17 protein-coding genes and 2 pseudogenes are annotated in these 21,486 nt (G+C 71.3%); 12 read left to right on the top strand and 7 right to left on the bottom strand.

The window, feature by feature from the left end; translation table 11 throughout:
- Nucleotides 1-127: 127 nt before the first annotated feature.
- Nucleotides 128-1,681 (bottom strand): purple acid phosphatase family protein, encoded by a 1,554-nt coding sequence (locus tag AC07DS_RS32435; RefSeq protein WP_479151089.1) that lies wholly within the window; start codon nucleotides 1,679-1,681, stop codon nucleotides 128-130.
- Between the two features lie 143 nt (nucleotides 1,682-1,824).
- Here AC07DS_RS32435 and AC07DS_RS32430 point away from each other — a divergent pair, with 143 nt between their 5' ends.
- Both AC07DS_RS32430 and AC07DS_RS32425 read left to right on the top strand, forming a co-directional pair.
- Complete coding sequence (locus AC07DS_RS32430) at nucleotides 1,825-2,868, top strand: 3-isopropylmalate dehydrogenase (RefSeq protein WP_097252242.1); 1,044 nt, start codon at nucleotides 1,825-1,827, stop codon at nucleotides 2,866-2,868.
- A gap of 246 nt (nucleotides 2,869-3,114) precedes the next feature.
- A complete protein-coding gene (locus AC07DS_RS32425; RefSeq protein ID WP_479151086.1) occupies nucleotides 3,115-4,203 on the top strand; it encodes a branched-chain amino acid aminotransferase in 1,089 nt (362 codons plus the stop codon).
- A gap of 96 nt (nucleotides 4,204-4,299) precedes the next feature.
- On the opposite strand, the gene AC07DS_RS32420 is transcribed toward AC07DS_RS32425, so the two are convergent.
- Nucleotides 4,300-5,745, bottom strand: coding sequence for a cytosine permease (locus AC07DS_RS32420; protein ID WP_479151084.1), 1,446 nt, complete (start codon nucleotides 5,743-5,745; stop codon nucleotides 4,300-4,302).
- A 147-nt stretch (nucleotides 5,746-5,892) separates the two neighbouring features.
- On the opposite strand from AC07DS_RS32420, the gene ureA reads away from it, so the two are divergent.
- The 5 genes from ureA to cimA all read left to right on the top strand — a co-directional run bounded on the left by ureA (nucleotide 5,893) and on the right by cimA (nucleotide 11,902).
- On the top strand, nucleotides 5,893-6,588 hold the full coding sequence (gene ureA / locus AC07DS_RS32415; RefSeq protein WP_479151082.1) for an urease subunit gamma: 696 nt from the start codon (nucleotides 5,893-5,895) through the stop codon (nucleotides 6,586-6,588).
- Nucleotides 6,585-8,309, top strand: coding sequence for an urease subunit alpha (locus tag AC07DS_RS32410; RefSeq protein WP_479151080.1), 1,725 nt, complete (start codon nucleotides 6,585-6,587; stop codon nucleotides 8,307-8,309). Before ureA ends, AC07DS_RS32410 begins: the two co-directional genes overlap by 4 nt.
- A gap of 11 nt (nucleotides 8,310-8,320) precedes the next feature.
- Complete coding sequence (locus tag AC07DS_RS32405; RefSeq protein WP_479151078.1) at nucleotides 8,321-9,361, top strand: agmatine deiminase family protein; 1,041 nt, start codon at nucleotides 8,321-8,323, stop codon at nucleotides 9,359-9,361.
- A gap of 18 nt (nucleotides 9,362-9,379) precedes the next feature.
- Nucleotides 9,380-9,991: a TetR/AcrR family transcriptional regulator gene (locus AC07DS_RS32400; protein WP_479151076.1), complete on the top strand. Its 612-nt coding sequence runs from the start codon at nucleotides 9,380-9,382 to the stop codon at nucleotides 9,989-9,991.
- Between the two features lie 300 nt (nucleotides 9,992-10,291).
- Nucleotides 10,292-11,902, top strand: coding sequence for a citramalate synthase (gene cimA / locus AC07DS_RS32395; RefSeq protein ID WP_479151074.1), 1,611 nt, complete (start codon nucleotides 10,292-10,294; stop codon nucleotides 11,900-11,902).
- Nucleotides 11,903-11,908: 6 nt separating this feature from the next.
- Here the strand turns inward: cimA and AC07DS_RS32390 are convergent, their stop codons facing one another.
- The 3 genes from AC07DS_RS32390 to AC07DS_RS32380 form a co-directional block, all read right to left on the bottom strand.
- Nucleotides 11,909-12,532 carry a GPP34 family phosphoprotein gene (locus tag AC07DS_RS32390; protein ID WP_479151072.1) on the bottom strand — a complete coding sequence of 208 codons (624 nt, stop codon included), beginning with the start codon at nucleotides 12,530-12,532 and terminating at the stop codon, nucleotides 11,909-11,911.
- A 98-nt stretch (nucleotides 12,533-12,630) separates the two neighbouring features.
- Nucleotides 12,631-13,137, bottom strand: a complete 507-nt coding sequence (locus tag AC07DS_RS32385; RefSeq protein WP_479151070.1) for a hypothetical protein — start codon at nucleotides 13,135-13,137, stop codon at nucleotides 12,631-12,633.
- A gap of 35 nt (nucleotides 13,138-13,172) precedes the next feature.
- Nucleotides 13,173-15,038 (bottom strand): ricin-type beta-trefoil lectin domain protein, encoded by a 1,866-nt coding sequence (locus AC07DS_RS32380; protein WP_479151068.1) that lies wholly within the window; start codon nucleotides 15,036-15,038, stop codon nucleotides 13,173-13,175.
- Nucleotides 15,039-15,153: 115 nt separating this feature from the next.
- Between AC07DS_RS32380 and AC07DS_RS32375 the strand changes: the two are divergent.
- From AC07DS_RS32375 to AC07DS_RS32360, 4 genes and pseudogenes are all read left to right on the top strand, one after another.
- Nucleotides 15,154-15,822, top strand: a pseudogene (locus AC07DS_RS32375) (CIA30 family protein); the annotation flags it as partial.
- Nucleotides 15,823-15,952: 130 nt separating this feature from the next.
- Nucleotides 15,953-17,191, top strand: coding sequence for an RNA-guided endonuclease InsQ/TnpB family protein (locus AC07DS_RS32370; protein ID WP_479151066.1), 1,239 nt, complete (start codon nucleotides 15,953-15,955; stop codon nucleotides 17,189-17,191).
- A 16-nt stretch (nucleotides 17,192-17,207) separates the two neighbouring features.
- Nucleotides 17,208-18,152, top strand: a pseudogene (locus AC07DS_RS32365) (glycoside hydrolase family 3 protein); the annotation flags it as partial.
- Nucleotides 18,153-18,198: 46 nt separating this feature from the next.
- Nucleotides 18,199-19,566, top strand: a complete 1,368-nt coding sequence (locus AC07DS_RS32360) for a hypothetical protein (RefSeq protein ID WP_479151064.1) — start codon at nucleotides 18,199-18,201, stop codon at nucleotides 19,564-19,566.
- A gap of 5 nt (nucleotides 19,567-19,571) precedes the next feature.
- Here the strand turns inward: AC07DS_RS32360 and AC07DS_RS32355 are convergent, their stop codons facing one another.
- On the bottom strand, nucleotides 19,572-20,012 hold the full coding sequence (locus AC07DS_RS32355) for a MarR family winged helix-turn-helix transcriptional regulator (protein ID WP_479151062.1): 441 nt from the start codon (nucleotides 20,010-20,012) through the stop codon (nucleotides 19,572-19,574).
- Nucleotides 20,013-20,074: 62 nt separating this feature from the next.
- Between AC07DS_RS32355 and AC07DS_RS32350 the strand changes: the two genes are divergently transcribed.
- Entirely contained in the window at nucleotides 20,075-21,130 is a 1,056-nt protein-coding gene (locus tag AC07DS_RS32350) for an FUSC family protein (RefSeq protein ID WP_479151060.1), read from the top strand.
- Here the strand turns inward: AC07DS_RS32350 and AC07DS_RS32345 are convergent.
- Nucleotides 21,085-21,321: a hypothetical protein gene (locus AC07DS_RS32345; RefSeq protein ID WP_479151058.1), complete on the bottom strand. Its 237-nt coding sequence runs from the start codon at nucleotides 21,319-21,321 to the stop codon at nucleotides 21,085-21,087. The genes AC07DS_RS32350 and AC07DS_RS32345 overlap by 46 nt on opposite strands.
- Nucleotides 21,322-21,486 lie beyond the last annotated feature (165 nt).

Here is a 21,486-nt window from a genome sequence, read left to right as displayed (position 1 = left end):
GCCGCAGACCCCCAACAGCAGACCTCCTCCATCCGAGACGGGACCCTCGACGTGAGGACGCCCGCGCCCCCCCCCCCCCCCCCCTCGCCCCCCCCCCCCCCCCCCCCCCCCCCCCCCACCTCGGATCTCATCCGCCGCGCCGCACCTCGAAGTGGTCGATCCGCCGTCCGTCCTCGGCCAGCGCCGACACCGTGAGCCGCGGTGACGGGCCCGGCCGTGCCTCCACCGCGAGCAGCGAGAAGCCGGTGTAGCGCACCCGCGACCACTGGGCCGTCTCCGTCGCGTGCTCCTTGTCCTTGGTCCAGTGGAAGGTCTGCACGGCGTCGTGCCGGGTGACATGACCCTCGTAGCTGTCCTTGACGCCCGAGGGGAAGGAGTACAGGTCCCGGCCGCCGCCGCCCGCGGTGACGTACACGATCCCGTCCCGCGTCGGATCGGTCGACGCGCCGATCGGGACGGACCTGCCGACCTCGCCGCCCTTGATCGCGTCCGTCCGCTCGTACACGTGGTTGTGCCCGTTGATCACCAGGTCCACCTGGTGCTTCGCGAACAGCGGCAGCCACTCCTTGCGCACGCCTCCGTCGGAGGCGTGCTGGGACGTCGAGTAGGCGCAGTGGTGGAAGAAGACGACCAGGAAGTCCACGCCCTTCGCCGCGCGCAGCTCGCCCAGCGTCGCGTCGAGCCACTTGGTCTGCCGGCCGCCGCTGTGCCCGAAGTTGGCCGGGATCTCGTACGACACGTCGTTGGCGTCCAGCGCGACGAAGCCGGCGTTGCCGTAGGCGAACGCGTAGGCGCCCGGCGTCCCGTGCGGGTCGAAGCCGCTGTCCGGCAGGGAGAACCGGGCCAGCTGTCCGCCGTAGCCGTCCGGTGAGTACCAGGCCTCCATGTCGTGGTTGCCGGTGGTCACCATCCACGGCACCGACTTGGCGACCGGGTCGTTCTGCTGCAGGAACTGGTCCCAGAACGTGGGGTCGTAGCCGTCCGAGGTCTGTCCGGCGCCGTTGACGTCCGCGTAGCAGATGTCGCCCGCGTGCAGGTGGAAGGCGGGGTTCTGGCGTTGCACGAGGTGGTCGTTGGCGTTCGCGGCCTGCCCCACGCCCTGGTCGCCGAAGGCCGTGAACACGAAGCGCTCCGGTGTCGCGGGCGCCGTGCGGAAGGAGGCGAGGCCGGTGCGGTGGGCGGGAGCGGCCGGGTCCCAGCCGTCGTGGCCGACGCCGTAGTAGTACGTCGTGCCGGGCTTGAGACCGTCCAGGGCCGCGTGCAGGTAGTACTGCTCGACCGCGGACCGCACCCCCTGCACCCCGGGGGTGTGCAGGTTGCGCACCTCGGCCTCGATCCGGCGGCCGAGGTCGTCGGGGCGCAGCCCGACGCGCACGTACGGCCGTTTCACCGCGAGCGGCACCTGCCAGGAGACCCGCATCTGTGTCTTCGGGTCGGCGCCGAAGGCCAGATGGCGGCCGAACGGGCGGACCACCGAACCGGACACCCGCGAGGCGGCCGGGGCCGGGTGCGCGGCCGTACCGGAGCCGGCGGAACAGCCGGTCAGCAGACCGCCCGCGACCGCACCCGCCGTCACCAGGGTGCGGCGGCGGACCATTCGGGTGCGCAGGTACTCGTACTGTTCGGCCATGCTCATCCGCTCCGCGAGCGCGGGCGGGATGCCGAAGTCGGGGGTCTCCATGCTGGGGAAGATTCCACGGGAGGCCAACACCCGTGTCACATACGGGTGAACGACAGCCGACGGGAGGACACCTGCAACCCATACGGGTGTCCGTATGACGGACAGGGCATGTCATCACCTGGGACGAGGAGTAGGGTGCCGGCATGTCTCGCAGCATCAATCTCGCAGTGATCCCCGGTGACGGCATCGGCCAGGAGGTCGTGGCCGAGGGTCTCAAGGTCCTCTCCGCCGTCCTGCCGCAGGATGTGAAGCTGGAGACCAAGGAGTACGACTTCGGCGCCAAGCGCTACCACGCCACCGGTGAGACCCTCACCGACGCCGACCTCGCCGCCCTCAAGCAGCACGACGTCATCCTGCTCGGCGCGATCGGCGACCCGAGCGTCCCGTCCGGCGTCCTGGAGCGCGGCTTCCTGCTCAAGCTCCGCTTCGCCTTCGACCACCACGTCAACCTGCGCCCGTCGAAGCTGCTCCCCGGTGTCGCGACCCCGCTGGCCGGCCAGCCGGAGATCGACTTCGTCGTCGTCCGCGAGGGCACCGAGGGCCCCTACACGGGCAACGGCGGCACCATCCGCAAGGGCACCGAGCACGAGGTGGCCACCGAGGTCTCCGTCAACACGGCCTTCGGTGTCGAGCGTGTGGTCCGCGACGCCTTCGCCCGTGCCCAGGCCCGCCCGCGCAAGAAGCTCACGCTGGTCCACAAGAACAACGTGCTGACCTTCGCCGGGCACCTGTGGACGAACATCTTCAACAAGGTCGCCGCGGAGTTCCCCGAGGTCGAGACCGACTACATCCACGTCGACGCGGCGACCATCTACCTGGTCACCCAGCCCGAGCGGTTCGACGTGATCGTCACCGACAACCTGTTCGGCGACATCATCACGGACCTCGCCGCGGCCGTCTCCGGGGGCATCGGTGTGGCCGCCTCCGGCAACATCAACCCGAGCCGCGAGTTCCCGTCCATGTTCGAGCCGGTCCACGGCTCGGCCCCGGACATCGCAGGCCAGGGCAAGGCCGACCCCACCGCCACGGTCCTGTCCGTCGCCCTGCTGCTGCGCCACCTCGGCTACGACGCCGAGGCCGACCGCATCGACACCGCGGTCGCCGCCGACCTCACCGAACGCGTCGGCAAGCCCGCCCGCAGTACGTCGGAGATCGGTGACGCGCTCGCCGTACGAGTAGCCGGCTGACGCCCAGCGCTACCCAACGAGCCGCCGGGTCGCATCAGCACCCGGCGGCTTTTCCTATGCGGTCGCCGGGTGCCACCATCAACCCCTGGGCCGCATTCACCCCGATTCCTTCCGACCACGGCCCCGCGCGATAATCGAACGCGGAGCCGCGGTATGAGGGAAAGCTCGGACGTCCTAACACCGGCGCAAGCCGGTGACGGGAGTGAGCGCGGCCCGTTCACTACAACCGGTGAAGGACACCCACTCATGACGACGCCCACGATCGAGCTCAAGCCCTCCGCCCATCCGCTCGCCGCCGCGGAGCGCGAGGCGATCCTGGCCAGCCCCGGATTCGGCCGCCACTTCACCGACCACATGGTGACGGTCAAGTGGACCGAGGGCCGCGGCTGGCACGACGGCCAGCTCGTTCCGTACGCGCCGATCCCCCTCGACCCGGCCACCAACGTCCTGCACTACGCCCAGGAGATCTTCGAGGGCCTGAAGGCCTACCGTCAGCCCGACGGCTCGGTCGCCACCTTCCGCCCCGACCAGAACGCCAAGCGCTTCCAGCGCTCCGCCAAGCGCCTCGCCATGCCCGAGCTGCCGGTCGAGACGTTCGTCGAGGCCTGTGACGCCCTGGTCCAGCAGGACAAGGACTGGGTGCCCGCGCACGGCGGCGAGGAGTCGCTCTACCTGCGCCCGTTCATGATCGCCACCGAGGTCGGTCTCGGCGTCAAGCCCGCCAACGAGTACCTGTTCATCGTCATCGCCTCCCCGGCCGGCGCGTACTTCCCGGGCGGCGTGAAGCCGGTCTCCATCTGGGCGTCCGAGGACCGCGTCCGCGCCGTCCCCGGCGGCATGGGCGACGCGAAGACCGGCGGCAACTACGCCGCCTCCCTGCTCGCCCAGGCCGAGGCCGCCGCCCAGGGCTGCGACCAGGTCTGCTACCTCGACGCGGTCGAGCACAAGTGGGTCGAGGAGCTCGGCGGCATGAACCTGTACTTCGTGTACGGCGACAAGATCGTCACGCCCACGCTGACCGGCTCCATCCTGGAGGGCGTCACCCGTGACTCCCTGCTGGCCGTCGCCCGCGACCTCGGCTACGAGTCCGAGGAGGGCCGCGTCTCCATCGAGCAGTGGCAGGCCGACTCGGAGAACGGCACCCTCACCGAGGTCTTCGCCTGCGGCACCGCGGCCGTCATCACGCCGGTCGGCACGGTGAAGCGTGCCTCCGCCGAGTGGAAGCAGAGTGGCGGAGAGCCGGGTGAGGTGACTCTCCGCCTGCGCCAGGCCCTCCTCGACATCCAGCGCGGCAAGTCCGAGGACAAGCACGGCTGGATGCACCGTATCGGCTGATGGCTCGGCGGGAACTGACGCGATCGGCCGTCGTTCGTCTGCTGCGCCGTTGTGGCTGGTCGCGCAGTTCCCCGCGCCCCTTTGGGGCGCTACCGCTCAGCTCTTTCCGGACGTGCTCAGGGCTGCCGTGGACTCTACGACGTCCGCGGCGGCCCCCTTGTGTTCCGGGCGGGACGTCAGCAACAGGTACACCAGTCCGCCGACCGCGCCCGACAGCAGGAAGCTGCAGTCCACCCCACCGGTGAGCCGCAGCAGCGGGCCCTCGTACGACGGCAGGGACACCGCGAGCAGGCCGACCGCCGCGCCGGCCGCCCAGGACACGGCGGCCCGGACGTTCCAGCCGGCCCGGTACCAGTAGATCCCGCCCCGCGAGCGGCGGTTGAAGACCTGCAGGGCGTCGGCGTCGTACACGCCGCGGCAGCGGACGAAGCCGATCAGGGTGATGACCGCCCACGGGGTGCCGATGGCGGTGAGCAGCAGCACGAAGGACGTCATCGCCGACTGCGCGTTCCAGGCGTAGTGGCCGACGAAGACACAGGCCGTGGCCACGACGGCGACCGTGTAGGTGGCGCGGGCACGGGAGGCGCGGGGCAGGATCGCGTCCAGGTCGAGGCCCATCGAGTACAGCATCAGGCCCGCGTTGCCGACCGAGCCCGCGGAGGCGGACAGCAGCAGCGGGACCAGGTACCAGGTGGGGGAGGCGGACACCAGGGGCCCGGCGTAGTCGGTGGCCGAGCGGGCCGCGTACGCCGTGAAGGTGCCGAACAGCTGGGGCACCAGCAGCCCCAGGATCAGGCCGAGCCAGGTGGCGTGCAGGACGCGGCGGCCGGAGTGGCGGGCCGGGGAGATGTAGCGCGTGTAGTCGCCGAGCAGGGTGATGAAGGCGATCGGTCCGGACAGGCCCGCCGCGACGGCCGCCAGGAGCCAGGTCGGCCAGAAGGAGCCCAGCAGATAGCCGCCCGCCCCGGGCAGGGCCGAGGTCGTGAAGTGCGGGGCGTAGGCGAAGATCCCGAGGGCCAGCAGGGCGGTCATGCCGATGGCCAGCACCCGGGACATGGCGAGCAGTACCCGGTAGCCGTAGACCGCGCCCGCGACCGTGGCCGCGGCGAGCACCGCGTAGACGACGGCGTACGACACCCCGTCCGCGGGCAGCCCGAACAGCCGGCCGAGCACGCCCACCATCACGTCGCCGCCGATCCACACGGTCAGGGCGGTGTAGCCGAGCGCCAGCAGCAGGCCGACGACCGAGCCGACCAGCCGGCCGCGCACACCGAACTGGGCGCCGGAGGAGGTGGAGAGGTTGGTCGCGGTGCGCAGGGAGACCAGTGCCAGCGGGGCGGTGAACAGCGTGCCGATCACCGTGCCCGCCACGACCGATGTCACCGACGCCCACCAGTCGAGCCCGAAGGACGGCGGCAGCCAGCCGAAGATGATCACTCCGAGGCAGAGGTTGGACCCGAGCAGGATCGAGACCAGGTCCCGTGGACCGCTGGTCCGTTCCTCGTCCGGGATGGTGTCGACTCCGCGCTGTTCGATCGGCATGGCTGGGTCTCCTTCGACGGCCGCCTCTTTGAGTTTGAGCGACGTTCAATGTGACGTGAACAGAGGCCGTCGGTCAATGCTTCAGTTTCCTGAATAGAGTGTTTAGAGTGTTGCTCAAACATATGGATGGCAAGGAGGTGCCGCGTCGTGAGACTGACCCCCACGGAACGTGACCGGCTGCTGCTCTTCGGAGCCGCGGAGCTGGCCCGGGCCCGCCGGGCGCGGGGTCTCAGGCTCAACGTGCCGGAGGCCACCGCGCTGATCGCGGACACCGTCTGCGAGGCCGCGCGGGACGGCAGGCGGCTCGCCGAGGCCATCGAGGCCGCCCGGTCGGTCCTCGGTCCCGAGGACGTGCTGCCGGGCGTCGCCGACGTCGTCACCGAGGTGATGGTCGAGGCCGTCTTCGACGACGGCTCCCGGCTCGCGGTGGTCTCCGACCCGATCGGCAACGGCGTCGGAGCCGAGGGTCCGGGCGCGCTGCTGCCGGGCCCCCTGCACTCGGAGCCCGAGCCCGCCGTCCGGCTCACGGTCACCAACACCGCGACCGTGCCGGTCTCCGTCACCTCCCACTTCCACTTCTTCGAGGCCAACCCGCGGCTGGACTTCGTGCGCGAGCGGGCCTACGGCATGCGGCTCGCCGTGCCCGCCGGGTCCTCCGTGCGGTTCGGGCCTGGGGAGAGCGCCGAGGTCGGGCTCGTCCCGATCGGCGGCGAGCGGATCGCGATCGGCTTCGCCGGTCTGGTCGACGGGCCGCTGGACGCGCCCGGAGCCAGGGAAGAAGCCCTGCGCAGGGCCGCTGCCTGCGGTTATCTGGGAGTCACGCCGGAAGGAGGCGAGCGATGAGCCGCTCGAAGGGACGCGAGATCGACGAGTCGATCCACATCGACCCGCACGCCTACGCGGCCACCCACGGCCCGCGCGCCGGTGACCGTGTCCGGCTCGGCGACTCGGGCCTGGTGATCCGGGTCGAGTCCGACTCGCAGAAGTACGGCGACGAGTTCCTCGCCGGCTTCGGCAAGACCGCCCGCGACGGGCTGCACCTGAAGGCCGCCGCCGTCCGCGAGACCTGTGACGTCGTGATCAGCAACGTCGTCGTGATCGACGCGGCGCAGGGCATCCGCAAGGTGTCCATCGGCATCCGTGAGGGACGCATCTGCGGGATCGGGCGGGCCGGCAACCCGGACACCCTCGACGGGGTCGACGTCGTCGTCGGCACGGGTACGTCCATCGTGTCCGGCGAGGGGCTCATCGCCACCGCCGGTGCCGTCGACACCCATGTCCACCTGCTGTCGCCGCGGATCATGGAGGCCTCCCTCGCCTCCGGCGTGACCACGGTCATCGGCCAGGAGTTCGGCCCGGTGTGGGGCGTCGGCGTCAACTCGCCCTGGGCGCTGAGGCACGCCTTCAACGCCTTCGACGCCTGGCCGGTCAACATCGGCTTCCTGGGCCGGGGTTCGTCCTCGCACGGCGCTCCGCTGGTCGAGGCCCTCGCCGAGGGCGGTGCCTCCGGTTTCAAGGTGCACGAGGACATGGGCGCCCACACCCGGGCGCTCGACACGGCCCTGCGGGTCGCCGAGGAGCACGACGTCCAGGTCGCCCTGCACAGCGACGGGCTGAACGAGTGCCTGTCGGTGGAGGACACCCTGAAGGTGCTGGAGGGCCGGACCATCCACGCCTTCCACATCGAGGGCTGCGGCGGCGGACACGTACCCAACGTGCTCAAGATGGCCGGAGTGCCGAACGTCATCGGCTCCTCCACCAACCCCACCCTGCCCTTCGGCCGGGACGCGGTCGCCGAGCACTACGGCATGATCGTCTCCGTCCACGACCTGAAGACCGACCTGCCCGGCGACGCCGCCATGGCCCGTGACCGCATCCGGGCCGGCACGATGGGCGCCGAGGACGTGCTGCACGACCTGGGCGCGATCGGCATCACCTCGTCCGACGCGCAGGGCATGGGCCGCGCGGGGGAGACGGTCCGGCGTACCTTCGCCATGGCCGGGAAGATGAAGGCCGAGCTGGGCCCGCTGGAGGGCGACGGCGAGGGCGACGACAACGCCCGCGTCCTGCGCTACATGGCCAAGCTGACCATCAACCCCGCCATCGCGCACGGCCTCTCCCACGAGGTCGGCTCGATCGAGGTCGGCAAGCTCGCCGACATCGTGCTGTGGCGCCCGGAGTACTTCGGCGCCAAGCCGCAGCTGGTCCTCAAGTCCGGCTTCCCGGCGTACGGCGTGGTCGGCGACCCCAACGCGGCCACCGACACCTGCGAACCCCTCGTCCTGGGCCCGCAGTTCGGTGCGCACGGCGGCACGCCCGCGGACATCTCGGTCGCGTTCGTCGCACAGGCCGCCCTCGACCAGGGCAACGACCGGATGCCCACCCGGCGCCGCCGGGTCGCCGTACGGGGCACCCGGGGCATCGGCCCCGCGGACCTGCGACTGAACGCCCGCATCGGAGCGGTCGACGTCGACCGGAGCACCGGCCTGGTCACCCTCGACGGCGACCCGCTGCGCTCCGAGCCCGCCGACTCCGTCTCCCTCAACCGCCTCTACTTCCTGTAAGGACCCGCGACATGACCACCCCCGCAGCCGACGGCTTCCGCATGCCCGCCGAGTGGACCCCGCACGAGCGCACCTGGATGGCGTGGCCGGGCCCCAACCCCACCTTCGACGACCCGGACGACCTCCGTCTCTCCCGCATGGCCTGGGCCGCGGTGGCCCGCGCCGTCCTCCGCTTCGAACCGGTGACGGTCGTGTGCGGCCCCGGCGAGGCGGCGGACGCGCAGGTGCTGCTCGGCCCCGGAGTCGACACGGTCGAGCGCGAACTGGACGACGCCTGGATGCGGGACATCGGCCCCACCTTCCTCACCAACGGCCGGGGCGAACTGGCCGCAGTGGACTGGACGTTCAACGGCTGGGGCGCCCAGGACTGGGCCCGCTGGGAGCACGACTCGAAGATCGGCGCGTACGTCTCGGACCTCGCGGGCGCGAAGACGTACGCCTCGAAGCTGGTCAACGAGGGCGGCGCGATCCACGTCGACGGCGAGGGCACCGTGCTGCTGACCGAGACCGTGCAGCTCGGCCCCGAGCGCAACCCGGGCTGGACGAAGGAGCAGGTCGAGGCGGAGATCCACGCCCACCTCGGCACCAGCAAGGCGATCTGGCTGCCCCGTGGCCTGACCGGCGACTACCCGCCCTACGGCTTCGGCACCCTCGGCCACGTCGACATCGTCGCGGCCTTCGCCCGCCCCGGTGTCGTCGTCGCCCACCACCAGCCGGACCCGGCCCACCCCGACCACGAGGTGACCAAGGAGGTCATCGGCCTCCTGAAGTCGGCGACCGACGCGCGCGGCCGCAGGCTGGAGGTGGTCGAGGTGCCCGCCCCGAGCGCCCTGGAGGCCGACGGCCACTGGGCCGACTACTCCTACATCAACCACTACCTCTGCAACGGCGGGGTCGTGCTGTGCGGCTTCGACGACCCGCGCGACGAGATCGCCGCCGGGATCTTCCGCCGTCTCTTCCCCGAGCGGACGGTCACCCTGGTGGACGCCCGTACGATCTTCTCCGGTGGTGGTGGCATCCACTGCATCACCCAGCAGCAGCCGAAGGTCTGACACACACAGGAGCAGCAGATGGCCGGTGCGGCCCGTGCGCGCAGGAACGCGCCGCCGCGCGAGGAGGTTCTCGTCGCCGCCATGGACATGATCGCCGAGCGCGGTCTGGAGAAGCTCACCATGGCGGGGCTCGGCCGTGAGGTCGGGATGAGCAGCGGCCATCTGCTGTACTACTTCCGCTCCAAGGACGAGCTGCTGCTGCAGACCCTGGAGTGGAGCGAGGGCAGGCTCGGCGCCGAGCGCAGCCGCCTGCTCACCCGCCCCGGCACCGCCCGGGAGCGCCTGGAGGCGTACGTCGAGCTGTATGTCCCCGACGGCCATCGCGACCCGCACTGGACGCTCTGGCTGGAGGTCTGGAACCGCTCGCAGAACGCCGATGAGGACGCCCGCGAGCGGCAGGCCGCCATCGAGGGCGCCTGGCACCGCGACCTGGTCGCGCTGCTCGCCGAGGGCGTCTCGCGCGGCGAGTTCCGCCCGGTCGACGCCGACCGCTTCGCCGCCCGGCTGCGCGCCCTGCTGGACGGCTTCTCCATCCATGTCGCCATCGGTCTGCGCGGCACGGGACGGGAACAAGTGATCTCCCATGTACGGGAGTTCCTCGCGGAGACACTCCTCACGCCGGACACCTGACGACCGCATCCTGAGACGGTCCGTGAGCCGGGGGCGGGGCTGTGCCAGACTTCCTCCGTGCTCTCGTTCGCCATGATTATTGGCAGCAGGCGCGCCGGTCCGCTGTGACCACCACGTACGACCAGGTACGGGTGGCCACCGTCGTCCTCGACCCGCGCGCAGACCTCTCGCACCCGCGAGGGGTTTTTTGGTTTTCCGGCCCACCTTCAGCCGGGAGCGGAGCGCGAGGGACTATTGGGGGGACGGTGGAGCCGGTCATTCCGGTAAGACCGAAGATCCACAATCAGGAGCCTTGAGACCATGACCGAGACGGCAACCAGCGAGCTCGACGACTCGTTCCACGTCTTCGACACCACGCTGCGCGACGGTGCGCAGCGCGAGGGCATCAACCTCACCGTCGCGGACAAGCTCGCCATCGCACGGCACCTGGACGACTTCGGCGTGGGCTTCATCGAGGGCGGCTGGCCCGGCGCGAACCCGCGGGACACCGAGTTCTTCGCCCGCGCCCGGCAGGAGATCGACTTCCGGCACGCCCAGCTGGTCGCCTTCGGCGCCACCCGCCGCGCCGGAGCCAGGGCCGCCGACGACCCGCAGGTCAACGCGCTCCTCGACTCCGGTGCCCCGGTGATCACGCTGGTCGCCAAGTCGCACGACCGGCACGTGGAGCTGGCGCTGCGCACCACCCTGGACGAGAACCTGGAGATGGTCCGGGACACCGTGTCCTACCTGCGCGAGCAGGGCCGCCGGGTGTTCGTCGACTGCGAGCACTTCTTCGACGGCTACCGCGCGAACCCGGAGTACGCGAAGGCGGTCGTACGCACCGCGTCGGAGGCCGGAGCCGACGTCGTCATCCTCTGCGACACCAACGGCGGCATGCTCCCCGCCCAGGTCCAGGCGGTCGTCGCCACGGTCCTCGCCGACACCGGCGCCCGGCTCGGCATCCACGCCCAGGACGACACCGGCTGCGCCGTCGCCAACACCCTGGCCGCGGTGGACGCCGGCGCGACCCACGTCCAGTGCACGGCCAACGGCTACGGCGAGCGCGTCGGCAACGCCAACCTCTTCCCGGTGGTCGCGGCCCTGGAGCTGAAGTACGGCAAGAAGGTGCTGCCCGACGGCCGCCTGCGCGAGATGACCCGCATCTCGCACGCCGTCGCCGAGGTCGTGAACCTCACCCCGTCGACCCACCAGCCCTACGTCGGCGTCTCCGCCTTCGCGCACAAGGCGGGTCTGCACGCCTCCGCGATCAAGGTCGACCCGGACCTGTACCAGCACATCGACCCCGAGCAGGTCGGCAACACGATGCGGATGCTGGTCTCCGACATGGCCGGCCGCGCCTCCATCGAGCTGAAGGGCAAGGAGCTCGGCATCGACCTGGGCGGCGACCGTGAACTGGTCGGCCGGGTGGTCGAGCGGGTCAAGGAGCGTGAGCTCAAGGGCTACACGTACGAGGCCGCGGACGCCTCCTTCGAGCTGCTGCTGCGCGCCGAGGTCGAGGGCAGGCCCCTGAAGTACTTCGACGTCGAGTCCTGGCGGGCCATCGTCGAGGACCGCCCCGACGGCACCCACGCCAACGAGGCCACGGTCAAGCTGTGGGCCAAGAGCGAGCGGATCGTCGCCACCGCGGAGGGCAACGGCCCGGTCAACGCCCTGGACCGGGCGCTGCGCGTCGCCCTGGAGAAGATCTACCCGCAGCTCGCCAAGCTGGAGCTGGTGGACTACAAGGTCCGCATCCTGGAGGGCAAGCACGGCACGTCGTCCACCACCCGCGTGCTGATCTCCACCTCCGACGGCACGGGTGAGTGGTCCACGGTCGGCGTGGCGGACAACGTCATCGCCGCCTCCTGGCAGGCCCTGGAGGACGCCTACGCCTACGGCCTGCTGCGGGCCGGGGTCCAGCCGGCGGAGTGACCCGGGTCAGGGGGCACGCCACACGTTGTCGAAGGCGTCCTCCTCGATGCGCCGCCGCTGCCGCACGGCCTCCAGCTCCGTCAGCGCGTCGTTGACGGCCGCGAGGACGGTCACCACCGCGTCGCCGGGCAGGTCCTCCGGAGCCTGTTCCGGCGCGCCCTCGGGGATACCCAGGGCGGCCGCGAGACCGACGAGGACGGGCTCGCGGGAGGTCCAGCGGTCGGAGGCGTGCCGTCGCTCCGGCGAGTCGGCCGGGGCGCCGGACGGTGTGTCGTCCCCGCTCCGCCAGGGCAGCCAGTGGTGCCGGGCCCCGGCGGCCGGCCGCCCCCGCTCCTGCAGATCGTCCGCGTAGGCGGCGGCCAGACCGCGCCCGCGGCGCCACAGCCAGTCCTCCACGGACTCGTACGGCGTCTGCCGGGCGAGCGCGGCCTCCGCCGCGTCCAGCAGCCGGTCACCCGTGGCCGGCTGCAGGCCGGGCACGATGCGCACGTCGTCCAGGGTGACGGCCTCGGCGTCGATCAGATCGACCAGCTCGGCTCCCGCCAGGGCGAGCGAGAGGTCCCCCTGTTCGACGGGCCGGCCGGACGGGACGTCCAGAGCGACGATCAACAGGTCCCGCGCTGTGCTCATGCCGTCCTCCAGGTCGGAAACGTCAGGCGTGGCCCCGGGGCGTCTGGTCCGGCTCCCCGCCCGTCTTCATCGTCCCCCACCCACTGGGCGCCCGCTCCTCAGCACGAGTCCCGGGCGAGTCTCTCGAACGCCCCCGGGCTCATCGCCCGGCCGTCGGCCCAGACCTGCCCGGGCCCGAGCCGCTCGAGCCGCTCTCCGGTGAAGGTCACGATCGCGTTGTACGAGTCGCCGGTCACGTAGTGCCCGAAGCCCAGCACGTACCGATGGCCGGGCAGGAGCCGCTGCGCGCCGCGGTGCCGCGCCTTCCAGCGCCCGGGCGGTGCGAACAGGGGGAAGTCGGCGTCCCCGTGCAGCCCCTCCTTCCGCACGTCCCACCCGGTGGTGACGGGCCCCTCACCGCCGCCCCGTGCCCGCCCGTCGAGGTAGGGCCCCTGATAGCCGTCGTCACCGCACGGCCGGAACAGCGCGTACGCCACCCCGTCCGCCCCGACCCGCACCCCGGCGAGCGGCAGATCGACCGCCGCGCAGCCGCTGAGCACAAGCACCCCGCCCACGACACCGAACACGCCGGCCGCCCGTCGCCTCAGTGCGTCCCTGCGTTTCACGTCCCGCCCCCTCCGAGGGCGGGACGCGACCCGCCCTACTGCAAGTGCCACTTCTGGTTGGCGGCCCCGGTGCACGACCAGATCTGCGCCCTCGCCCCGTTCGCCGGCGAGTTGTCCGTCACGTCCAGGCACTTGTTCGCCGCCGTGTTCACCACATCACCGGTGGAGGCGTTGTACGACCACTGCTGGGCACCGGTTCCGTTGCAGTCGTACAACTGCACCTTGGCCCCGTCCGCCGTCGAACCCGAGGTCACGTCCAGGCACTTGCCGAGCGCCCGGACCGAACCGTCGGTCTGCACGGTCCACTGCTGCGCGCCGCTGCCGTTGCAGTCGTAGAGCTGGACGGCCGTGCCGTTGGCGCTCGAACCGCCCGCCACGTCGAGGCACTTGCCGGCCAGGCCCACGAAGGCGCCCGACCGGTCGCCGCCGCCCGACTGGGTACCGGACCAGGTGAAGGTCGCCGAGGTGTTGCCGGGGAGCGAGTAAGTGGCGTGCTGGGAGCCCCAGTCGATCGTCACGGTCCGGGCGGAGGAGGAGTCGTTGTACGCGATCAGCGCCTTGCTGCCGTCAGGGTTGCGCCACGCCACGTTCGGCACCGCGGTCGATGCCGTGGACGCGATCCGCTGGGCGCCCGGGCGGACGAACTTCGTCAGGTGGCCCATGTCGTAGTACTCGACCGTGTAGTCGACCGTCCCGCTCGCGCCGTCCCCGTCGTGCACGGTGACCAGACCGGTGCAGGTGCCGCAACCCCCGTTGTGCGGACCCATGTTCTGGTCCACCGCGAGCGACCACTTGGTCACCGACTTCGCCCAGTTGCGCGTGTAGTCGATGATGTCGGACATGTCCTCGCGCTGCTGGTCGGCGATCCAGGTGCCACCGGAGTGCTCGGTGCCGAAGGCGTCCAGCGCCGGATACTGGTTGTGCACGGAGGTCTGCTTGCCGATGTCACCGCCGTAGCCGTGCCAGGCGATCCCGCCGAAGTTGGGGTGGTTGCGGACCGCCGCGTCGTCCACCGACCGGGCCGCGTAGGAGTCGTAGACGTCCCAGTTCCAGTCGTGCGCCAGCACCCTCGTCGACAGGCCCGCCGCCTGCAGTTTCGGCAGCAGCTCGGTCTTGGTGAAGTAGGCGAGTCCGCTCGCGTTCCAGCTCATCGACGGGTAGCCCGAACAGCAGGTCGGCTCGTTCTGCGCGGTGACGTACGAGACGTCGACGCCCTGGTCCTTGTACGCCTGGAGGTACTTCACGAAGTAGGAGGCGTACGCTCCGTAGTCCTCCGCCTTCAGCCAGCCCCCGTTGAGCGAGCCGCTGTCCTTCATCCAGGCCGGCGCGGTCCACGGCGAGGCCATCACGGTCAGGGAGGGGTTGAGCTGCAGTGCCTGCTTCGTCAGCGGGACGACGTCCGCGAGGTCGTGCGCGATCGAGAACTTCGACAGCGACGGGTCCGTCTGGCCGGCCGGTACGTCGTCGTAGGTGTAGCCGTACCGGGCCAGGTCCGAGGCGCCCATCGGATTGCGCAGGAACGACAGCCCGATCCCGTCCGACGGCGAGAACAGCTTGCGCATGGTCGTGTCCCGAGTGCTCTGCGACAGTGCCCCGCTGCTGTTCATCAGCCAGGCCGCGGTGTCCGTGAAGGACGCTCCGCCGCCGGTGAAGGTCTGGTAGCGGGTGTTCTCGTCGACGGTGATGTTCTCACCGCTGCCGCCGGTCCCGGACTGGAAGGCGAACGGCGTCTGCGCCTGGAGCCCGCGCACGACGTGCCGTCCGGCGGAGTCGTCGGTCGTGGTGAGCCAGGCCGTGACCTGTTCGCCGGACGCGTGCGCGGAGGTGGTGGCCGCGGTGAGGCCGGCCGTGGAGAGCAGTCCGGCCAGCAGCAGCCGGACCGCGCGGGGGGATCTCCTCATGGGGCGTCACCCTTCCCGGAATGTCTGACGTGACGTCTTGACGGGTCTGTGGGCCGTTAGTTAACTCACGGCGTGATCTAAGTCCTGAGTGAACCACGAGAGTCGAGGATGGTCTATGCCAAGAACCGCCCTGCTCGTGTCCGCCGCGTTGCTCGCAGCCCTGCTCTCACCGGCCGTGTCCCACGCGGCCGACGACCCCGCTCCCGTCCCCGTCGACCGCTTCGAGGGCGAGGTCCCCTTCGCTTCCCAGCCCGCCGAGGGCATCTTCACCTGGGGGAGTGACACCGACGATCCGCCGGCCCTGCAACTGACCGCCCGCTCCGACGCCCCCGAGGGCGCGAAGGTCCTCACCGGCAGCTACGACATCAGCGGCTACGGCGGCTTCACCCACGACTTCGCCGCGACCGAACCCGCCCACGACTGGTCCGCCCACAAGGGCATCCGCTTCTGGTGGGACGGCCAGGACAACGGGAAGAAGATCGCCTTCGAGATCAAGGACGGCGGTGCGAACGGCGAGACCTCCGAGCTGTGGACGACCTCGTTCACCGACGACCGGACCGGCTGGAGACAGGTCGAGATCCCCTTCACCGACTTCGTCTACCGCACGGACTACCAGCCCGTCGGCGGCATCGACCACGTCCTCGGGCTGACCGGGATGTGGGGGTACGCCGTCACGCTCCCGGCCGGGGTCAAGGGCCGGTTCGCCATGGACGGCGTGGGGTTGTACGGGCGAGCCGATCAGTCGCTGCGGGCCTCCGTTCAGTGGGATCTTGCCAGGAACCCCGGGCGAACGCCCGGGAGGAATCGCGAATTGGGGTCCGCGACGCGTAGCGCCGCGGATAGGAGTCACTCGATGTGGTGAACGCCAGCGTATGCGTGATGGTCTGTCGCACGCCTGTCTACGATCAGTGATCGTGAAGCTGGTGCTGCAGGTCAGGCTGCTGCCGACGCCCGAGCAGGCGGCGGCGCTGGGGGCAACCCTGTATGCGTGCAACGAGGCCGCCACATGGTGCAGCCGGGTTGCCTTCGAGAAGGACGTGACGAGGAACTTCGCGCTGCGTGTGCACACCTATCGCGAGGTGAAGTCCCGGTGGGGGCTGGGTGCGCAGGCCGCCCAGCACGTGATCAAGAAGACCTGCGATGCGTACGCGACCTTGAAGGCGAACCTGAGGGCCGGGCGCCTGGGCAGGCCGGGCTCGAAGCGGTACCGGAAGGCCGTGGAGAAGCCGATCGTGTTCCGGCCGGAGGGTGCGCAGCCGTACGACGACCGGATGCTGTCCTGGCAGATCGCCGAGCGCCGGGTGTCGATCTGGACGACTGTCGGGCGGGTGAAGGACGTGGCGTTCGCCGCCTCCCCCGAGCAGCTTGCCATCCTGGCGCTGTACCGAAGGGGCGAGTCCGACCTGGTGAGCCGGGACGGGATGTGGTTCCTGCTGGCCACCTGCGAGGTGCCCGAAGCGCCGCTGAACACGGACCTGGTGGACTTTCTCGGCATCGACCTGGGCATCGTGAACATCGCCACCACCTCCGACGGCGAGATCATGGCCGGGCGCGAACTCAACCGCGTGCGCGCCCGGGAGCGCACGCTCCGCACCAAGCTGCAGAAGAAGAACACCCCGTCCGCCAAGCGCCGACTGAAGAAACGGCGGCGCAAGGAGGCGCGGCGGGCGAAGGACATCAACCACAAGATCTCGAAGCATGTGGTGGCCGAGGCAGAACGCACTGGTCGTGGCATCGCCCTGGAGGAGCTGACGGGCATCCGCGAGCGGGTACGGCTTCGCAAGCCCCAACGGGCCACCCACTCCAGCTGGTCGTTTGGCCAGCTGGCGGCGTTCATCGCGTACAAGGCCCGCCGGGCGGGGGTTCCGGTGGTCTACGTCGATCCGGCGTACACCTCGCGCACCTGCGCCGAGTGCGGGCACCTCGGCAGGGCGAATCGGGTCTCGCAGGCCTGGTTCGCGTGCCGGTCCTGCGGATTCGTTGATCACGCGGACCGGAACGGCTCCCGCAACATCCGCGCGCGTGCGTGGGAGTTGTGGCGACGCGGGGCCCAGTCAACGGCCCCCGCCCCACCCCTGAAACCCAAGGGTGGGGCTGGACGCAAACGACGTATCACCGCCAGTGATGCCCGTTGTGCAAGCCCGTCGCCTTAGCGACGGGTAGTTGGCGCTGGGCCTGTTCGAGCACCCGTACGCCGCCGTCATCGGCTCCCCGGCGCACCGGGCGGTCGCCCGCCGGGCCGCCGCCGAGTCCCAGGTGCTGCTGAAGAACACCGGCGGACTGCTGCCGCTGAAGAAGAGCGAGAAGGTGTACGTCGCCGGGTCCAACGCCGACGACATCGGCAACCAGTCCGGCGGCTGGACGCTGACCTGGCAGGGCTCCTCCGGGAACATCACCAAGGGCACGAGCGTCCTCCAGGGCATGCGCGAGGCCGGCGGGAACGTCACCTACTCCAAGGACGCCTCCGCACCGACCGACGGCTACGACGCCGGCGTGGTCGTCGTCGGCGAGACCCCGTACGCCGAGGGCGTCGGCGATGTCGGCAACGGCCACTCCCTCCAGCTGTCCGCCGCCGACCGGGCCGCGGTGGACAAGGTGTGCGCGGCCATGAAGTGCGCGGTGCTGATCGTCTCCGGGCGCCCCCAGCTGATCGGCGACCGGCTCGACGGGATCGACGCGCTCGTGGCCTCCTGGCTGCCGGGCACGGAGGGCGAGGGCGTCGCCGACGTCCTCTACGGCAGGCGCCCCTTCACCGGACAGCTGCCGGTGACCTGGCCCAGGTCCGAGTCCCAGCTGCCGATCAACGTCGGCGACACGTCGTACGACCCGCAGTTCCCCTACGGCTGGGGCCTGACCACGCTCACCCGGGTCCCGCAGGGCGGCACCGCCACCCTGCGCGCGCTCGCCGTCGCGGCGACGGCGGCCGAGCGGGCGGGTGCCGGCCGGACCGGACGCGAGCTGGTCGCCCGGGCGCGGCTGCTGGTCCAGCAGAAGGTGGGACAGCGGATCACCCAGGCCGTGGCGAAGCCCTTCGCCGACGCGGACCATCTGCTGTTGACCGGCAGGTACGGAAAGGCGGTGCAGAAGCTGACGGAGGCGTACCGGGCAGCGTGAGCCCGAGGGATGCCCAATTTTGGGAGGCTTCGGGTAGCTTCGAAGGATGAAGGCCGTCCTGCGGACCCGAAGCCTCCCAGCGCTGCTGCTGGCCGTCCTCACCCTGGTGATCGTGACCGCGCTGACCCCTGGCGCGATGGCGGCCACCAGCATCAACACCATCGCCGAGGCCCTCCGCAAGAGCCCGGTCTACGTCGACCCGGCGGCCTCCGCCCAGCTGTCCGCCACCGACGCAGGCGCACTCGCCAAACAGATCAAGGGCGCGAACAAACCCCTGTTCGTCGCGGTCCTGCCGGCCGGCCACCCCACCCAGAACCTCTTCTCCGGCCTGCGCACGGCCACCGGTGTCACCGGCCTGTACGCCATCCGCCTCGGCGACCGCTTCGACGCCCGCGCCGACTCCTCCGTGCTCCCGCGCAGCGCCGTGCAGAACCTCGTCGCCAGCGTCCAGGGCGAGGACGCCAGGACCCAGCTCACCGACTTCACCGACCGTGCCCTGGCCAACATGGGCGGCCACGCCCCGGCGTCCTGGGGCTCCTCCGGCCGGAGCGGCGGAGCGTCCACCACGGCACTGGTGACCACGGCCGCGGTCCTCGTGGCCGGTGGCGCGGGCGCCTTCGCCCTGGTCCGCCGCAACCGCCGGCGCCGCGCCGAGGAGCAGCGGGCCGCCCTGGACCGCCTGCGGGTCGTCGTCGACGAGGACATCACCGCCTTCGGCGAGGAACTCGACCGGCTGGACTTCCACCCGGCCGAGGCGGGCGCCGACGACGCCATGCGCGGCGACTACGAACGGGCCCTGGACGCCTACGACAAGGCCAAGCAGTACATGGCCGACGCCCGAAGACCCGAGGAGGTCCGCGCGGTCACCGAGGCCCTGGAGGACGGCCGCTTCTCCCTGGCCCAACTGGCCGCCCGCCGCGAGGGGCGCCCCCTCCCGGAGCGCCGTCCGCCCTGCTTCTTCGACCCGCGGCACGGCCCCTCGGTCGCCGATGCCGCCTGGACCCCGCCCGGCGGCGCACCCCGCGAGGTCCCGGTCTGCGCGGCCGACGCCACCCGCCTGGCCGACGGCCGCGACCCCGTGATCCGCGAGGTCGACACCGACTACGGCCGCCGCCCCTACTGGGACGCGGGCCCGGCCTACGGGCCCTGGGCGGGCGGCTACTTCGGCGGCGGCATCCTCCCCGGTCTGCTCGTCGGCACCCTGCTCGGCAGCGTGATGGCCACACCGTCGTACGCGGCCGACTACGGCACCGGGTACGGCGACTTCGGCGGCGCGGACTTCGGCGGCGGCTACGAGGGCGGCGACGTGTCCGGCGCGGACTTCGACCCCGGCGACTTCGGCGGCGGCTTCGGCGACGGCGGGGGCTTCGACGGCGGCGGGGGCGGCGGAGGGGACTTCGGCGGGGGCTTCTGAGCTCGTCAGCCGTGCCGCGCGGACACGTCCATCGTGCCCAGCCGGTCCAGCACCGTCGCGGCCAGTGCCAGCACCCCGCGCTCCGTCTCGCCCAGCGCCCCGAGCGCCTCGGCCAGCCAGGCGTCCCGCTCGGCCATGTCCCGCTCCAGCGCCCGCCGTCCCGGTCCGGTGAGCGTGAGCACGGCCTGACGCCGGTCGGCCGTGCCAGGCTCCCGCGCGATCAGCCCATCGGCCTCCAGTTCGGCGAAGACCCGGGTGAGCGACTGCGGCCGCTGCCGCTCCTCCGCCGCGATCTCACCGGGCGTGGCCGACCCGCTCCGGTGCAGGTGCCCGAGCACCGCGAGCTGGTTGGGGCTGAGGCTCCCGTCCCCGCGTTCCTGCCGGAGCCGCCGGTTCAGCCGGACGACGGCACGCCGGAGAACGGCGGCCTCGGAAAGGTGATCCATGACGAAGAATGATACGTCAACGCGTACTATCATCGTCCGCAAAACCTCAATATTCTGGCCTGATGGCTGACAGATTAATACGCAACGCGTACGAAGCGGCTGTGACGATGACGGCCGTTCTGCTCTCCTGGTCGATCGCCCTGTGGCTGGAGGGCGCGGCCGGACTGCACACCGACTCGGTCGTCCTCGCGGTGGTCCTGACCGTCACGCTCGCCCGGACCCAGCGGACGGCGGACACCCGGGACCGCCTCCGGGCGCTGGCCCTGCTGCCGGCGGTGTCGGCGGTCTGCGCCCTGATCGGCCGACTGATCGCCACCCACTACTGGCTGGGCGCGGCCGTCTTCACCGCGGGCATCTCCCTGACGATCTGGATCCGCCGCTACGGCCCGGCCGCCACCAGGGCGGGCACCCTGATCACCCTGCCGCTGGTGGCGCTCCTGGTGGTCCCGGGCCCGGCCCTCCCGCCCGAGGCGCAGGGGGAGCTGGTGAGCTGGGCATGGTCGGCGCTCATCGGCGTACTGGCGTGGGCGAGCGTGTGGCTGGTGCAGACGGCGGCCGACCGGTACGGCCCCTGGCCGGCCGAGGCCGGCCCGGACACCCCGCGCCGGCCCTCCCGGCTGCGCCCCCGCCCCAGTACCCGGATGGCCGTACAGATGGCGGCGGGAGTGGCCGCGTCCTTCGCGCTCGGCCGGCTGCTCTACGACGACCACTGGCCGTGGCTGGTCCTGACGGCGTACGTCGTGGCGAGCGGCAACCGGGGCCGGACGGACGTGCTGCGCAAGGGAGTCGAGCGCTTCCTGGGTGCCTGCGCCGGCACCCTGCTCGCCACGGGCGTGGCGGCGGCCGGCATCACGGGTCACCCGGCGCTGGTCGTGCTGTTCGCCGTACTGGCCGTGGCCCTGTGGCTGCGCCCGCTCTCCTACGCCTGCTGGGCGGCGGGCATGACCACGGCCCTCTCCCTGCTCCTCGGCTACTTCGGCCAGGACGCGCAGAGTCTGCTGCCCACACGTCTGGCCGCGATCGCCGTCGGCGCGGTGCTGTCCGTCGGGGCGTCCTGGCTCCTGCTTCCGGTTCAGCGGAAGCCGTGGCGCCGGCGCACGGCGTTCCGGGACGCGTAACGCTCACCGGCGGCGTGCCACCAGGCGGGCGGAGAGGGCCCGTTGACGACGGAGTTCGGCTGAGCGGGATGCAGCCCGAGCCGACACAGTGCCCCGGCTTGCACGTTCAGGCCGAGCGTGCCGTGCCAGTGGCCGTCCTCGTCCATGCGGCACATGAGGTCGACCCGTATCTCCTCCTGCGAGAACGGCATCCAGTCGATACCGCGCTCACGCAGTCAACCGAGCAGGAACCGGCCCGGGTTGGGATGCCCCGGCAGGTTCGGGAACGAGGCGAGGTGGACCCAGTCGGTCTCTTCGTGCTCGGAGCGTGCTGCCATCGGACCACTCTGACACGAACAGGCGAACGCCCGCCCTCT

The organism is Streptomyces sp. NPDC044064, assembly GCF_056434245.1.
Note: the sequence above shows the minus strand (reverse complement) of the source record. Positions and strands in the feature narration are given on the sequence as shown.